The organism is Bacillus sp. 3103sda1, from assembly GCF_024159135.1.
Taxonomy (GTDB): Bacteria; Bacillota; Bacilli; order Bacillales; family Bacillaceae_G; genus Bacillus_A; species Bacillus_A rhizoplanae.
On record NZ_JAMYWS010000001.1, the window covers coordinates 614,054 to 630,136 of the forward strand.

At 36.2% G+C, this 16,083-nt stretch carries 12 protein-coding genes and 1 pseudogene; 6 read left to right on the forward strand and 7 right to left on the reverse strand.

Going from position 1 to position 16,083, the window contains the following annotated elements; genetic code table 11:
* Positions 1-3: 3 nt before the first annotated feature.
* The gene (locus NKR74_RS03100; RefSeq protein ID WP_141525026.1) at positions 4-978 is read left to right on the forward strand and encodes an L-threonine 3-dehydrogenase; all 975 of its coding nucleotides are present in this window, start codon (positions 4-6) and stop codon (positions 976-978) included.
* Positions 979-1,117: 139 nt separating this feature from the next.
* On the opposite strand, the gene NKR74_RS03105 is transcribed toward NKR74_RS03100, so the two are convergent.
* A complete protein-coding gene (locus NKR74_RS03105) occupies positions 1,118-1,375 on the reverse strand; it encodes a hypothetical protein (protein WP_253628592.1) in 258 nt (85 codons plus the stop codon).
* Between the two features lie 198 nt (positions 1,376-1,573).
* Here NKR74_RS03105 and NKR74_RS03110 point away from each other — a divergent pair, with 198 nt between their 5' ends.
* A complete protein-coding gene (locus NKR74_RS03110) occupies positions 1,574-3,043 on the forward strand; it encodes an RNA-guided endonuclease InsQ/TnpB family protein (RefSeq protein WP_253628593.1) in 1,470 nt (489 codons plus the stop codon).
* 51 nt (positions 3,044-3,094) lie between these two features.
* On the opposite strand, the gene NKR74_RS03115 is transcribed toward NKR74_RS03110, so the two are convergent.
* The 4 genes from NKR74_RS03115 to NKR74_RS03130 form a co-directional block, all read right to left on the reverse strand.
* Positions 3,095-4,978 (reverse strand): vWA domain-containing protein, encoded by a 1,884-nt coding sequence (locus NKR74_RS03115; protein WP_253628594.1) that lies wholly within the window; start codon positions 4,976-4,978, stop codon positions 3,095-3,097.
* A 3-nt stretch (positions 4,979-4,981) separates the two neighbouring features.
* Positions 4,982-5,875 carry an ATP-binding protein gene (locus tag NKR74_RS03120; protein WP_098309046.1) on the reverse strand — a complete coding sequence of 298 codons (894 nt, stop codon included), beginning with the start codon at positions 5,873-5,875 and terminating at the stop codon, positions 4,982-4,984.
* Between the two features lie 257 nt (positions 5,876-6,132).
* On the reverse strand, positions 6,133-7,659 hold the full coding sequence (locus tag NKR74_RS03125) for a cardiolipin synthase (RefSeq protein ID WP_253628595.1): 1,527 nt from the start codon (positions 7,657-7,659) through the stop codon (positions 6,133-6,135).
* Between the two features lie 254 nt (positions 7,660-7,913).
* A complete protein-coding gene (locus tag NKR74_RS03130; RefSeq protein ID WP_253628596.1) occupies positions 7,914-8,771 on the reverse strand; it encodes an endonuclease/exonuclease/phosphatase family protein in 858 nt (285 codons plus the stop codon).
* A 168-nt stretch (positions 8,772-8,939) separates the two neighbouring features.
* Here NKR74_RS03130 and NKR74_RS03135 point away from each other — a divergent pair.
* A pseudogene (locus NKR74_RS03135) lies at positions 8,940-9,065 on the forward strand (EAL domain-containing protein); the annotation flags it as partial.
* Positions 9,066-9,106: 41 nt separating this feature from the next.
* On the opposite strand, the gene NKR74_RS03140 reads toward NKR74_RS03135, so the two are convergent.
* Positions 9,107-10,531 carry an amino acid permease gene (locus NKR74_RS03140; protein ID WP_253628597.1) on the reverse strand — a complete coding sequence of 475 codons (1,425 nt, stop codon included), beginning with the start codon at positions 10,529-10,531 and terminating at the stop codon, positions 9,107-9,109.
* A gap of 460 nt (positions 10,532-10,991) precedes the next feature.
* Between NKR74_RS03140 and NKR74_RS03145 the strand changes: the two genes are divergently transcribed.
* On the forward strand, positions 10,992-12,950 hold the full coding sequence (locus tag NKR74_RS03145; RefSeq protein ID WP_253628598.1) for an electron transport protein: 1,959 nt from the start codon (positions 10,992-10,994) through the stop codon (positions 12,948-12,950).
* A 316-nt stretch (positions 12,951-13,266) separates the two neighbouring features.
* On the opposite strand, the gene NKR74_RS03150 is transcribed toward NKR74_RS03145, so the two are convergent.
* The gene (locus tag NKR74_RS03150) at positions 13,267-14,157 is read right to left on the reverse strand and encodes an SDR family oxidoreductase (RefSeq protein WP_253628599.1); all 891 of its coding nucleotides are present in this window, start codon (positions 14,155-14,157) and stop codon (positions 13,267-13,269) included.
* A 365-nt stretch (positions 14,158-14,522) separates the two neighbouring features.
* On the opposite strand from NKR74_RS03150, the gene NKR74_RS03155 reads away from it, so the two are divergent.
* Together NKR74_RS03155 and NKR74_RS03160 are read left to right on the forward strand one after the other, a co-directional pair.
* A complete protein-coding gene (locus tag NKR74_RS03155; RefSeq protein ID WP_253628600.1) occupies positions 14,523-14,726 on the forward strand; it encodes a hypothetical protein in 204 nt (67 codons plus the stop codon).
* Positions 14,727-14,985: 259 nt separating this feature from the next.
* Positions 14,986-15,960 (forward strand): phosphotransferase enzyme family protein, encoded by a 975-nt coding sequence (locus NKR74_RS03160; RefSeq protein ID WP_253628601.1) that lies wholly within the window; start codon positions 14,986-14,988, stop codon positions 15,958-15,960.
* The last annotated feature ends 123 nt before the right edge of the window (positions 15,961-16,083 follow it).

Here is a 16,083-nt window from a genome sequence, read left to right on the forward strand (position 1 = left end):
GGAGTGGGGAAAATGGAAAAAATTCTAGTAACCGGTTCTTTAGGTCAAATTGGTTCTGAACTTGTAACGAAACTTCGTGATGTATATGGTGCATCAAACGTTATCGCAACAGATATTCGTGAAACAGATAGTGAAGTTGTAAAGTCTGGTCCATTTGAAATACTAGATGTAACAGATGGCCAAAAATTACATGAGATTGCAAAGCGTAATGAAGTTGATACAATCATTCATTTAGCAGCACTGCTTTCAGCAACAGCAGAAAAAAATCCATTATTTGCTTGGAATTTAAATATGGGCGGTCTTGTAAATGCGTTAGAAGCGGCACGTGAATTAAACTGTAAGTTCTTCACACCAAGTTCAATCGGCGCATTTGGTCCGACAACACCGAAAGATAATACACCACAAGACACTATCCAGCGTCCAACTACGATGTATGGAGTAAACAAAGTGGCTGGAGAGCTTTTATGTGATTATTATTATCAAAAGTTTGGTGTAGATACGCGCGGCGTACGCTTCCCTGGTTTAATTTCTTACGTTGCTCCTCCTGGAGGAGGAACAACTGACTATGCAGTTGAGATTTATTATGAAGCAATTAAAAAAGGTACGTACACTTCTTACATTGCAGAAGGAACATACATGGATATGATGTATATGCCAGATGCACTGCAAGCGATTATTTCTTTAATGGAAGCAGATCCAAGTAAGCTAAAACATCGCAATGCATTTAACATTACAGCAATGAGCTTCGAGCCAGAACAAATTGCAGCATCTATTCGTAAACACATCCCAACATTCACGATGGATTACGCAGTTGATCCAGCTCGTCAAAAGATTGCAGATAGCTGGCCAAACTCAATTGATGCAACAGCAGCGAAAGAAGAGTGGGGCTTTAAAGCAGACTATGATTTAGACAAAATGACAGCTGATATGCTTGCGAAATTAAAAAAAAAATTAGAAGCTGAGTTAGTACTTGGCTAATTGAAAGAAAGCCGATTCAATATATTGAATCGGCTTTTTTGTCTGCGTGTCCAGGTAGGTTGAGGGCTACTTGCTGGTGAAAGTTCAATTTAGGTAAGAAATAAGTCGCCTAGTAGCGGTTAAAGATGTTATATAGACTTCACTTTTCATGCGTGTCTATATTTTCTGCTTCTGGGTATTGGTATTCCGTTTCTTCGTATTGTTTTTCATATTCGTAGCTAAATGCTTTATGTGTTTTTTGATCCTCATCCCAAGGTGTCGATTTTCCTAACTTTCTGTTAGTAGGAGAACCGTAAGGACCTTCAGGAAGTTCCTCAGGAATGACATATTGATGTCGAGCTTCAGCAGCTGTAACATCTGTATATTGCTCATCTTTTTTGGGGGACAAATGAAACACCCTTTCAAATATATTTAGATAGTAGACTTCTGCCTTAATATACCCAAAATGCTTCTATCATATCTTTCGAGAGGACTCCCACCTCTAAACATATGTGAAGAGGGTGAGGTGAATCGAAAAAATATTTTATGTTCAAGTAAAACGATAGAAACATACGTTCTTGTTTTGGTATAATATCCTTAACAAGGAGGTGAAAAAATGACAACGGAAAATCAAATAAATTATAAAACTCTTCAGATTTGGATTAAAAAAGGACATCGTATGTATTCTTATTTTCAAGAATCTTGCCAAAGCGCTAAAAATATGTACAACACGACAAATTTTTATATACGACAAGTGTATACAGGTTTGACACAAGATAAGGAATTACAACCTTTACAAAAAGAAGTTTTGGATACAATTGATAAAAACATTGGGAAGATGAATGATACACAACTTCTTGCCTATCAAAAGAAATTGGAAAAAGAGAAAACAAAACCAAAAGAAAAACAAAAAGAAGTGAAATGTAATTTGTTTTCAGAACCAACTACAGAAAAACCTTATGTAGATTATAATTTTCTGGATGCATTATTTAAAGCGATGATTCAGAAGGATTATCGTGCTTTACCTACGCAATCTAGTCAATCAATCATGAAAAATGTATTCCAAAATTGGAAGTCTTTTTTTGCTAGTTTAAAAAATTATAAAAAGAATCCCAACAAATATACTGGAAAACCTAGAATTCCAAAGTATATTCGTTCTTCTGAAAAGGAAATCTTGTATACAAATCAAGACTGTGTCATTAAAAATGATAAGTTTTTAAAGTTTCCAAAGACAAAATTGCAATTAAACATTGGGAAATTGGGGTTTACTGAAGGTAAACTGAAGCAAGTTCGTGTCATTCCAAAATACAATGAGTATGTAGTGGAATTGGTGGTAGATGTTCCTTCAGAACAACAATCCGTTGAAGAGAATGGGCGTTATATGAGTATTGATTTAGGTATTGATAATCTTGCAACCATTGTAACAAACACAGGTATGAAACCTGTACTTGTTAAGGGCAAACATGTCAAAAGCATAAATCAATATTACAATAAAATGAAGAGCCATTTTACAAGTGTTCTCAGGAAAGGTAAACAAACAAAGGAAGGACCTTTTACTTCTAAAAGAATAGAAAAACTTCACCAAAATCGTTATCTGAAAATAAAGGACATCTTCCATAAAGCTAGTCATCATATTGTAAAACTAGCTCAAGAAGAGGAAGTTTGCAAAATCGTTATTGGTCAAAATAAAAGTTGGAAACAAGAAACGAATATGGGAAAGAAAAATAATCAAACAATTTGCCATATCTCGCATAGTTTATTGATTCAAATGATTACATACAAAGCGAGTGCGGTAGGTATTCAAGTTGTTGTAACCGAGGAATCTTACACATCAAAAGCAAGTTTTCTAGATAATGACTTCATTCCAACGTATGGAACAAATGACCAAAATGTAACTTTTTCAGGAAAACGGATGAAGCGTGGTATGTATCGTTCTGCAAAAGGAATCGGAATCAACGCAGATGTAAACGCTGCGGCTAATATTTTACGAAAAGTAGTCCCGAATGCATGGAGAAACGGGATAGAGGGGTTAGGCGTGAAACAGCTCGCTAGTGTGTTAACTCCACTGACGTTAATCGTCCGTTAGGCCGAAACGTTAGAAACCCCCACTTCCAGCTTTGGTAAGTGGGGGGAGTATTCATTCAATCGTCTTCAATAATAATTTCTTTAATAACGGCTTAATCTTCAAGCGTAAATCTTCAGCATGGTTCGCCACTAAGAAGTGGTGGTTATAAATATTTTTCATTAACTGATAGGTCGCTTCTTTTGCTTCGCCTTCTTCAATAAAGATTCCGATGACTTCTATGCCGCTTTTACGAGCAAGTTTTACAGCTTCGTGTGTATCTAAAATACCATCTTGTTGATAGTCTAATGCAGACGGTTCGCCATCTGTAAAGACGAGTAGGAATTTATGTTTTTCCGGACGTTTTGCAAGTTTTTCCGACACGATACGAATAATGTATCCATCACGGTTATCTTCTTCTTCACGAAGTTGCATGACTTCCGGACCAATGCTTGGAAGCGTTGAGTTTTGATATGTTACGACTTCATGAATGACGTTTGGTTTGTTTTCGGGTGTGGCGCTAGAAGCATCTTCCCAAAATCCGCTAATGGCGTGTGGAATTTTTAACGATTTTAAAGCCTCATGGAAAAGAACAACGCTTTTTTTCGTTTCTTCCATTTTGTTATACATCGACCCAGAGCAGTCGACTAACAGGTGAAACACAACGTCAAGTTCTTGTGATTCTTGTCCTTTTTTATAAAACATACGTGGTTGTTTTTCTGTATAAATACGTAAGAACTTTTTACGAAGTCTTCCGTAGTATTTATCAGCATTTGCGTTTGTTTTATTTTCAATTGTTTTTTCAATGATTTTCTTTAGTTCTTTTACATCTTTATTTACGACAGATTTTATAGCTTGATAGTCTTTCTTTTCATCATGGTTTGGTTTGCGAGCTTCTTTAAAAGTATGTGATGCACCGGCGTTATACTTACCGTACACACCTTCATTCTGGCTAGAAGCATGAGACGCTCTCGTATCCTCGGCATCCGCTCCGTCGAAATTCGACTGTGTACTTTTTTGTGAAGTACCTTGCACAGAAGCGAGCGCTTGATCGCTATTATCAGATTCTCGGGCGGTATCACCCATCATGTTCGTTTTTGTGCCGCTTTCTAATTCAAAGCGTAAGAAGTTTTCGTTTTCATTGTTTTTATTTTCACGATGCCACGTTGAAAAACTTTCGTTTATTTTACTTTTATTATCGTCATCGTCAACAATTTGAACATCATCATTTGCTAGTTCATCTACTCGTTCCTCTATCTTGTCAAAAACGACAGAAGTATTGAGCGGTGCAAGTCCAAAGTAGTTATTAATCATATCATTTTCTAATAGTTCTTCTAAACGATAGCGAATTTTTTCTACAACATACATCGTATCTTCTGTAGTACGTGTTTGAAATGTTTCGTGTAAGATTGCTTCAATGTGCTCAAAGTAGTCGTTGTTAAACATTTCGTATTTATCGCTTGTTAATGTTAAGTAACATAAACAAATGAGCATATCAGCATGATAGTTACGAATACGGTTAATTTCGTATTGTGAGCTGAAATAGCTCCGATACATTTCTTTTCGGCGTGCAAATATTGGTTTTGTACCAGGACGCTCCCGTTTAACAATTTCTTCAACTCGTAAATCTTCTAATAGAACAAATAATTGCGTTAAAAAATTTTTAAGTGGTGATTGCTGCAATTCTTTTGCATAGTTACGAATAAGCTGCATATCGGAATGATGTTTGTAGCCGAGAGCTTTTAAATATACTTCACTTTTTAAACCAACGACTTTATCAGTTTCGCTTCGATCATCCCAAAAATGACTGATGACAATTTTATTTTCGATTTCGTCATAATATGCTTTATATCCATATTCTAAATATGCATTTTCTTCTTTTAGAAGGGCATACATTAAATTTTCCATTTGCAGAAACAGAGACGCATCGATTTTTTTGTCACTAAAAATTTGTCTCATGAATTATCCCTCAAAGAAATAACTTTCTGCTAATTCACGCACCGTCATTTGTTCTGTTTCATCGCTTAATTTTGCGATAATGCTTCGTTCAATCGCACGCATCACTGGAATATACACACTTAAATCACATGCATCAATAATACCGCGAATACTTGCAGCTTCTTCACTTACACGGCCATCACGAGCAAGTGGCATCAGGTCACTTGCGAATGCCACAAACTTTTCGATTGTTGCTGTTTCCTTTAATTTCGACTCCGCTAATAAGAGTTCTTTTAATGTTTCACCTTGAATATAAGGAACTTCGATAATAACAAAGCGATTTTTTAATGCTTCATTTAGTTCGCTCGTTCCAACATAGCCTTCGTTAATCGCCGCAATTACACGATATTCATCGCTACCGTACACAACTTCTTGTGTGAATGGATTTGTAATCATTTTACGATAGTCTAGTGCACCGTGAAGAAGAGGAAGTGTTTCTGGTTTTGCCATGTTAATTTCGTCGATATAAAGGAAGTGACCACTTTTCATTGCTTTCATTAATGGGCCATCAACGAAAGTAACTTCAGATGCACCGTCTGTTGTTGTTAATGTGTTGTATCCTAAAATACCTTCTACATCTAAATCAACAGAACAGTTAATGCTATGCATTGGCTTTTGGAATAAATAAGACAGCGTTTCAGCAAGAACGGTTTTCCCGCTTCCAGTAGGCCCTTTTAATAGAACGTTTTTTCCAAGAAGTAATGCAGTAATTGCATCTTCAATAATACTGTTATCTGATGCTTTATACATTTTTGTTCCAATTAAAGTAGCGGCATTGCCAGCTGCATGTTTATTTGTTTCGTGAATATTTTCAAGTTGTTGTTTTAATCCTTCATGTATATGAAATTGCTCTAACATTTATTTCCCACCTAACATTATTTTCATAAAGTAAACAATCCTTCTTATGATAACGCGTTTTTATAGGTGAAGCAAAGAAAAAACATCTTCCAATTTGGAAGATGTTCCCTTATCCCGCATTAACGGGCAGTAAGCCCCCTACCTTAAGATTCAGAGAAAAACAAAGAAGATAGGTGGGGGATAACTGCCCGTAAAAGCCCGATTGGTTCAACTAACCATCAGTGGGGGAAGAACACCCCACTGATGGAAGTTTCACTTTATAAAAGTGGTGAAATAAGACGCATCAGTGATTCAAGCGTTCTTTTTCGAATGCTTCTCTTTTTAAAGACTTCCCAGCGAAGTTCTGTAGAATCTTTAAAATCTTGTTCGAAATCATGTTTAATGTCAAGGACAGTCGGAGAGTCATATAAGATAGCGATTAATTCATAATTCAGTTCAAAGCTACGAATGTCCATATTCGCTGTTCCAATTGTTGCAATCTCATCATCAATTAATACAATTTTCGCATGCATAAATCCATCTTTATAACGATAAATAGAAACACCTGCTTCTAATAATGGCGCAAAGTAAGACTGAGAAGCTTGATCGCTTATGATGCTATCGCTTATGCCAGGATATAAAATACGTACATCAATTCCAGCAAGTGCACTTAAACGTAGTAATGTTAATGTTTCTGGATCTGGAATGAAGTATGGCGTCGCAATCCAAATGGAGCGTTTTGCTGATGTCATGGCCGCTAATAAGGCATTTCGAATCGTTTTGTCACTTGCACTCGGGCCACTTGCGACAATTTGGACAGCACCGTCTGTATCAACAGTCCACATCGGAAAATACTCTTTATTCATGAAAGGTTCCCAAGAGTAGTTATTTAATCCACTACATGCGTATAACCAATCTTCTAGAAAGATAGCTTGTAGTTTATATATTGCTTTCCCTTCAATTTTTAAATGGCTATCTCGCCAAATTGGAAATTTCTTAGAACGGCCAAGATATTCATCTCCAACATTTAATCCGCCTGTAAATCCAATTTTTCCGTCAATAATAATGATTTTACGATGATTACGATAGTTAACGGTTTCTATTAGCCATGGGGAAAGAGCAGGATCAAATTCTACTACTTCAATTCCTGCGTCCTTCATCGGTTGTAAAAAGGTGCTTCGCAACGTATAACTTCCAAGTCCATCAAATAAAAAACGGACAGTTACACCAGCCTTTGCTTTTTCAATTAAAGCATCACGGAGCTTTGTCCCAATTTCATCAGGTCGATAAATGTAATATTGAATATGAATGTGATGTTTTGCCTCTTGAATAGAGGAAAAAATTTCTGTAAATGTTTCCTCTCCGTTTGTTAATAATTTTGTTGCAGTTTCATTAGCAATGGGCCCTCCGCCAAACTTGTGAACGACAGTAGCCAAATGGGCAGAGCGTTCATCTAGAGATGGTGGTATTTCTTGTTTCAATTGTCTTCCTTCTAAAATTTCACGGAACAACTTTCTTTGCTCTTCAGCACGATGTAAATGTTTATTTCGGCGCCATCTGCTGCGGCCAAATAGTACATAAAAGAATACGCCAATAACAGGAAGTACTGCTAATACCCAAAACCAAGCTAACGTACTTTGGGGGGAGCGATTTTCAATAAAGATGATGAAAGCAATGCCAATAGCTGTAATAAGAAATAGCGATCCAACAAAGGTATTCAATGTTATGGGAGAATTGTTTAGTACTTTTAGTACAAAGACTGTAATTGCACTAACGAATAATAATTGCAGAACACGATTTTTCATTGGTATGAATGTCACCTTTTTCCGATTAATTATATCCTTATTATAAGATATTTTATATTTACTAAACCAACATGAAATATTATAGCTCACGCCTCTTAAGTTTGTCCTGTGTATATTTTAATTATCGAAACTTTTCGCTTTGAAAAGGAGGGAAGTTGATGAATGATGTAAGGCGTCCAATAAAAAAACGATCTCATAAAAACGCATGAGACCGTTTTTTTCATATCAGGATCTGCAGCTTAAATTGATAAAAATTAGTCTTTCTTTATGAAAATATCCGATATAATCGGTCTATGATCTGACGCCAAAGTGTCGAGTGTACGGGAAGATTGAACATTAACGCCAGAAGTTGTTAATATATAATCGATTTTTCTGTCAGGCTGTTTTGCAGGGAAGGTATAGCTAGTGCCATCACGCTCTTCGTTCCAAGAATCTTGATATGATTTAAGCAAAGGTTGTAACTCTGGGGCTGTCGGTACTGCATTCATATCACCAAATAAGATTTTTTCCCTATGGCTTTCGGACATAATATTTAACATATCGTGAACTTGCATGCTCCGTACAGTTGGATCTGTCCGGTAATCCAAGTGAGTAGCGTATACATTCAATTTTATTCCTTTTACATTAATCAGCGTTTCGGCAAATCCAGGAGACAATTCGGGTTTTGGGTTTGGCACTTGTGTAGAAAGTCTAGTTATTTCACGATTTTCAGCTTTAAGAATGGGATATTTACTTAAAATCGCCACACCAAACTGACGGTTAGGCTGTCCTGCTTGTAATGGTGAAAGGTTATAAATAGGGGCAAAGAAATAGTACATATTAAGTGATTGCGCAATCTTTGCTATTTCATTGTCAAAATTGCTGCGATCTCCCCAATGTACATCCACTTCCTGTAGACCAATAATATCTGCTCCTGAATCCTTTATAACATTGGTAATAGATTCAATGTCATATTGATTGTAGAAGTTGTTACCATAATGGATGTTGTAACTCATGACACGTAAGTGTACGCCTTTTTCCTTTTGTTCATCGCTGTCTGCGAATGAGAGCGACTGGAAGCATGAAAAAACTAACAAAAATGCAGTAATCATCATACAGACTTTTTTCAACATCATTTTTCCCCCTGAAGTTAGATATTATCTACCATTTCACTGTGAATTTTAAGAGAAAATACAATATTCCGTCTATAGTTTTTTTTATAACTTAATAAAACATTTACATTTCATTATTCAGTGGGGGATGAAGACCCCCCCACTGATGGAAGTTTTATTTAGTTTAAGGTTGTTGCAGAAGGGGTAGAAACTGTTGAACAAGAAACGTTACTACAATCAATGGGATGTGACTATGTACAAGGATTTTATTATGCGAAACCGTTAACAGTATCAGTATTAAAAAATGAATTTTAACCGAAAAACACTAGCTCCCTGAAGAGCTAGTGTTTTTGAAATTAACTAATTTTTGTATCAAGTGTTTCTGTATTCTTTTCAATAGTATTTTTCATGATAAATGGATAAAGAACTAATCCGATTACGAATAATCCTATTCCTAGTAAGAACGTTTTTATATCAGCTGTCCCTGTTTTGATAACCCAAATTGAATATATAAGAGCAAGTACTGTAATTACTCCGTCAACTTTGCGAGAGCCTTGCATGATGTCATATGTTTCGCCAGTAATAACGAGTTTTAATTGATACAATGTTGAGACAAGGTACGGAATTAAATAGGCAAGTGTAGCGACAACAATTGCAAAGTTATACGCCTCTGATACTGAACCAGAAATAGTAGAGAATAAGAATATTTGTGTCATGATATTTGTTAATAATAATGAGTTCTTTGGACTTCCCTTTTTATTTGTTTTTCCAAAGAAAGCTGGGAATAATCCGCTTTTTGCTGCTTGATAAGGAACCTCTGCACTTACAACAATCCAGCCGACTGTAGAGCCGAATAGAGAGACAAGTGCTAGGAATGCCATAATATATGCACCTTTATTACCGATAGCCATACTTAATGCGTCAACCAATGGTTTTTGTGATCCTTTTAGCGCCTCTTGTGGAAGAGCACCCATTGTTAACAATGTAATTGATACATAAATAAGAAGCGCAATTACTAATCCGAAAATCGTTGCTTTTTTTACATCGCGTTGTGACTTGGCGCGGTTTGAAAGCATAACGGCTGACTCAATGCCAATAAACGCCCAAAGTGTTGAGATGGCAGCAGCATTGACTTGTCCGCCTAATGGAATAGACTTTCCAGCTTCATTCATAAACGTTTGCCCATCACCGAAATTCGCTGCATTAAAGATGAATAATGTAATGATAATAAACATTGTAAATCCAATGATTTTTGCAACAGTTGCAAGTAAGTTCATATTACCAGCACGATCAATATTTTGAGAAAGAATATATTGAATGCCCCATAGCATGATACTACATACAGCAAATGTTAAGGCTTTTCCTAGTTCTAATGAGAAACCATTTGTCGTGAACAAAATTTGTTTACTTTGCATAACTGGGAAAAACGTAGATAAATATCCTGCAAATGAAATAATAACAGAAGCTGTTGCCGCCCAGTTTGCCGCCCAGTAACCCCACGCCATGCTATAACCAGCAACTTTACCAGCTTTTGGTGAAGTGAACATTGCTTGCGCATAGCTTTGCGGACCTGCTTTTAAATTTGGTTTTCGCATTGCTAAGTTTCCAAACACGAGTGCAATCATAAATACACCAAGCCCGGTAATTGCCCATGCAAGGGTGGACCCCATTGGTCCTGATACTTGTGCTAAATTTGCCGGAAGCATAAACACGCCGCCACCAACCATATTTCCAACAACGAATGCTGTTAAAATCCATAAACCCCATTTTTTTGTGTCCATGATCGTCTAACTCCTTTTGATGATAGTTTTTTTTGTTTTATGATTTATTGTACCTAGTGTTTTTTGGAAATAAAAAAGAGCCATGTAGATAAAAAATACCTACATGGCTCTTTGCCTAACGTAGGTACAACGGGAATAACCCTTGTACCTACGCGTGAATTTTTCCGCTAGGTTTCAAGGGTTTACGTATGATGATGATGTTTTTGTGCAAATGTAACTACAGTTGTATTTGTAAGCATAGTTCTTTGCTCCCTTTCTCCTCTGATTTTGAAGTAAGTATACTACATGTTTTTTAGAAAGGGAAGAGAAAAATACAAACTTTTTTATAAAAATTCATCCTGGTGATTAAATATTTATAGCGATGAAAGTATGTTTTTGTATTTATATCTCTTTTTACAGGGAATATTAAGGCTGTTACTGAGCGTTCGTAATATTTTTTGATGAACATGGAGGAAAGTAAATGAAAAATAGGAAGTCGGCTAGATCTCTTGTTTTGGGGATAATATTTGTAGGTGTTGTCCTTTTTAACTTTTCAAAACCAACATACGCTTATATTCCTTCTGAAGATCAAATTGTAAAGAGCAAACCAAATCATTATGGAACTGAGGAAAATCAACCGGCATACGATATTTGGGGACAAACGATTTCGCAAAAAAAGGCGAATGAGTTGTTGAAGACGAATGAAGGCAAAACGTTATTATCACCACAAAACGGAGCAGTGAAAATTGACAAGAATTTATTAAAAGTGGGGAGAGAGTCTTTTTATGAAGAAACATTTGGAAATGAAGTGTTTCTTACAGACATAATGGGTATTTTAAATGGAGCGTTAATTTTAGAAAATATTAAAAAAGCAATTTACGACTTGCATGGAAAAGGGACAACAAATTTACGTGTTGAACTGGCGAAAACTGTGAAACTAGGAGATAAAACGTTTGAAAAAGGAACAAAGATTGATACTGGTTTAGATGTTGCAAGTGGTTCTAATGAAGTGTTAGGGATGCCTATTATTAAGTCTGAAGGAAGAGAGAAGATAGGAGTAAGCTGTGCTGCATGCCATGCAACGGTAACTAGGGATACAAAAAAAGTTATTGAAGGTGCTGTAAATAATGATTTTAATGGCGGTCTCATTTTAGCACTAGGGACAAATTCAGCAGCTTATTTTTCTCGTGCAGAAATTCAGTCATTACAAGACTATATAAAAGATTTAGGGCGAACAGTAGTAACTTCTGATGGAAAAAAAGCTCCACTTCCTGATCCAGAGATGATAGAGGAGACTGTAGATCGTACTTTATTAAAATGGCCAAGAGGAAATTTTGATGCGAGTAGTGATTTGGTGAATAATCCAACACAAATTCCAGATTCTTTTACATTTGGAGATCATCCTTATGGGTGGAATGGGTTTGCGCAAGCTGGTCCGTTTAAAGGACTAAGTGTAATTAATAGTGCTGTAAATATTCAAGGTTCAGATTTAACGACATTAGCGCATGCTAGTCCATTCCTTTTCAAAATCGACAAGGAAGTTTATTTAGGAACAATGTTACAAAATGCAGCAAATCCAAAATATCGATATGATCCTAAAAGTGGAAAGAAACCATCTGAGTTTTTTGCTTCAGTAGATCCTACTCCAGGAGTTCCAGGAGTAAATGAGTTAATTGCGCTTCCGACGTTTCCAAGGCCGTCTTTAATCTCTCCTAATGGTTTATTATCAAGTTCTCCTGGCTATCGGGTTATGGAGCAAAATAATGGAATGTCTGCGTTACAAAATACATTTGTTTCCCCTAAACCACCATTATCTGTTGATAATAAGACGATGAAAAAAGGGAAGAACGTATTTGCACGTGCAGGCTGTATTACTTGTCATGCGGGACAAACCTACACAAATAATCGAATTATTCCAGTTAATGAAATTAAGACCGAGCCATCAAGAGCAAAATCATTTGAAGCAATAGGTAAAAACTTAGCAGAGCCTATTATGTATTCACCGGATACATCTGTACCTATACCAAAAGGAGCAAAATTGTTAAAAGTTCCAGCCTATACATTAGATAAAGAAAAGATTAACTTAGCATATATGTTAAATGGTTCACCTGGTGGTTACAAAGTTCCAAGCTTGTTAGGGCTTTATTGGGGAGCGCCGTATTTACATGATGGAGGCGTTGCGGTTGGCCAAAATGTGGAGAGTGAGCTAGGTATGACAGGAACGGTATCAAAAGGAATTGAGCCTAATCCGTTTAACAGCTTACGAGCATTAATTGACCAAAACTTGAGAAGAAAAGTAATCGAAGCAAACAAGAATTCAAAAGATTTACAAGACGCACATATTACGGGAGAAGGACACGAATATTGGGTAGATTCTTCTACAGGTTTCTCAAAACAAGAGCAAGATGCGTTAATCAACTATTTACTCACATTAGAATGATTTAGAAGTATGCTGTAGCGAACAAGCAAAGATAAACAATCTATTTTCTATCATTACAAAAAACTCATTGAGCTAAGAAGAACATACGATATTATGTGGGGGAGTATTCATTCCATATGTAACAGGAAATAAAAAAACGTCATTTTGAAAAAAGATTGATCAGAACGGCGTCTTTCTTTCCACTAAAATACAATTTTTTATAATAAAGTTTGAACATTTTTAAGTCTTTATTTAACTAATGCACCCGTTACTTTAAGTACATTGATTCACAATCTGCTGGCAGGTTTAATATCGTTTGAATCGAAGGGATTTACTCTTATCCATTTATAATCACTCCACCGTTTACATGAAGAATTTGTCCTGTCACATATGAGGAGTCATCCGACGCCAAATAAACATAGGCAGGTGCCAGTTCAAAAGGTTGTGCAGTACGTTTCATTGGTGTAATGCTTCCAAATGTTGCATAAAGTTCCGGCGGAGCGCTTGAAGGGATAAGAGGGGTCCATACAGGCCCTGGAGCAACGCCATTGACCCGGATTCCTTGATTAATGACTGATAATGCTAACGAGCGGGTAAATGCAACGACAGCTCCCTTGGAAGCGGCATAATCAATCGCGGGATCAAGTCCGTTGTATGCGGCGAGTGAAGCCGTATTGATAATAGAGCTTCCATTTTTTAAATAGGACATGGCTGCTTGTGTTAAATAAAAATATGAAAAAATGTTTGTTTTAAAAGTACGTTCGAGCTGCTCTGCTGAAATGTCGCTGATACTTGCTTGTGTATGTGCTTCTCCTGCATTATTGACCAAGATTTCAAGGTGGCCAAATGCTTCCATTGTTTTTTTAACGACATAATGACAAAACCCGGAATCTCCAATATCACCTGCGATTGTCAGGCATTGTCTGCCCAATTGGTTCACTCTGTCTTTTGTTTCGGATGCATCCCCATGCTCATTTAAATAAACAATTACAATATCCGCCCCTTCTTTTGCGAAAGCAATGGAGACAGCCCGGCCAATCCCGCTGTCTCCCCCAGTAATGATGGCGACTTTGTTCAATAGTTTGTTGCTTCCAGAATAATTAGGATTTTCGGAGATAGGTCTTGGAATCATCAAAGATTCAATACCCGGCTGCTGAGGTTGGTACTGCGGGGGAAATTCGATTGGAATTGTATCGCACTTTTCTACAAACCCAAAATGCTCAAACATAATAAGCCAGCCCCCTTCGGTTATATGTGATTTAGCATATTCTTAAAAAGATTATAGGTGCATGCCCTGTGTCTTGGATTTCAATTTTTTTGACCCAATCCCTGTCTGTGTAAACACGAAGTTGGACATCATTAGGCACTTCCGTTGTGGACAGCAGCTTCCCGCAGTTGTAGAGCATCTTTACCAATGAAGTAACTCTCTCCGATTACCCGACAACTTGCATTAACCTACCACTTTAGCTCAATAAGAAAACCGAAATTACTTTATTCATTTAATATTTTCATGATAAATATTATTTAGAAATTACTGTAAATAAAAGGGCGATGTGATAATCTTATAAAGAGGTTTTTTTAAGGAGTGGGAGCTTGCCGTATGTCGTACATATTTTAAGTGTTTTTATGATTTTTGTAGGAGGAATCAGTTTATATCGCTCTCTTAAATATAAAGGGTATGGAGCGTATTTTAAAGTAAAAAAATTGAAAATTCCATTATGGATTATTACGTTAGGGGTTTCACTATTTGTTATGAGCATGGGTATTTATGCGCTAATATTAGAGGGAACATGGTAAGGAATATAAAGGTAAAATATATGATTGTATTTAATTTTAGATGAATTGTGAAGAAATGTTTATGTATACAGTCATATCTTCTCTATTATTGAGGTTGAAAAGGAGTAGAATATTCTACTCCTTATATTTTTACATTTATGTATATATTGGTGTATAACATACATTCGAGCGCGGATTACGAATACTTTGTTACATTTCATAGCAGTGATTTTAAGATTCATGACGAACTAGTAGAGAAGATAGAAAAAGGAGGGATTATATGGAGTTAGCAGTTGAACAAGTGTTTACAAAAGAAATTTTACAAGAAGGGGCAAAACGCTTCGGTGTAACTGTTACGGAAGAACCATTAGGAGACTTTGAAAATTATATTTTTCGTGCCGAGGGAGAAGATTGTACACCATATGTTTTGCGTTTGACACATTCATCTCATCGTACATATAAGCAAATTGAGGCCGAATTAGATTTTCTAGCATATCTCGGGAAAAACGGTGCAAAGGTAGCTACGCCGCATCGCTCAAAAAATGCTCTATTTGTCGAAAATCTACAAGCAACTGATGGAACTTCTTTTTATGTTTCTCTTTTTGATTATGCAAAAGGAGAAAGGGTGAAAGATAACGATCCTGATATTTGGAATGATACGCTCTTTTATGCATGGGGGAAAGCGATTGGTCAGTTACATAGACTTACAATGCATTATCCAAAAACAGAGAATCGTGTTACGTGGATGGATGATGAAATTACAATTGTTGATATGTTAAAGGAAAATCATGAACTGCAACAAATCGCCTATGAAATTATAGGGAAAATTAAGAACTTACCTTCTACAAATTATACATTTGGATTAATTCATGGAGATATTCATCATGGAAATTTCCACTATGAAAATGAAGAGTTAACAATCTTTGATTTTGATGATGCAACGTATAATTATTTTATACATGACCTTGCAATGGTTCTGTATTATTCTGTCTTACAAAAAGATTGGCCGGAAGAGCAGAAGACGATTTTTGCACGTCATCAGTTGCAAGTATTACGAGAAGGATATGAGACAGAGCACCAGCTTGATGATTCCTCATATGATGCTTTGCCGCTTTTCATGCGTCTTCGAGATGTTGCTTTATATGGAACAATCATGAAAAAGTTTAACGGTAAGAAAATGCCAGAGCATTTTCAAACATTAACAAGTGCTATTCATCAGAGAATTCTTGCAAGAAAAGCAATTATTGAATGTTAATAAAAATAAGAAACTGACCTAAAACACTCTCAGTGGAGTTATGGTCAGTTTTTTCTTTTTTAGGCTAGTTTGAATTAGCTGATTGATGCTCTGTTTTTATTAATAAACACATTTTGTGTTTTT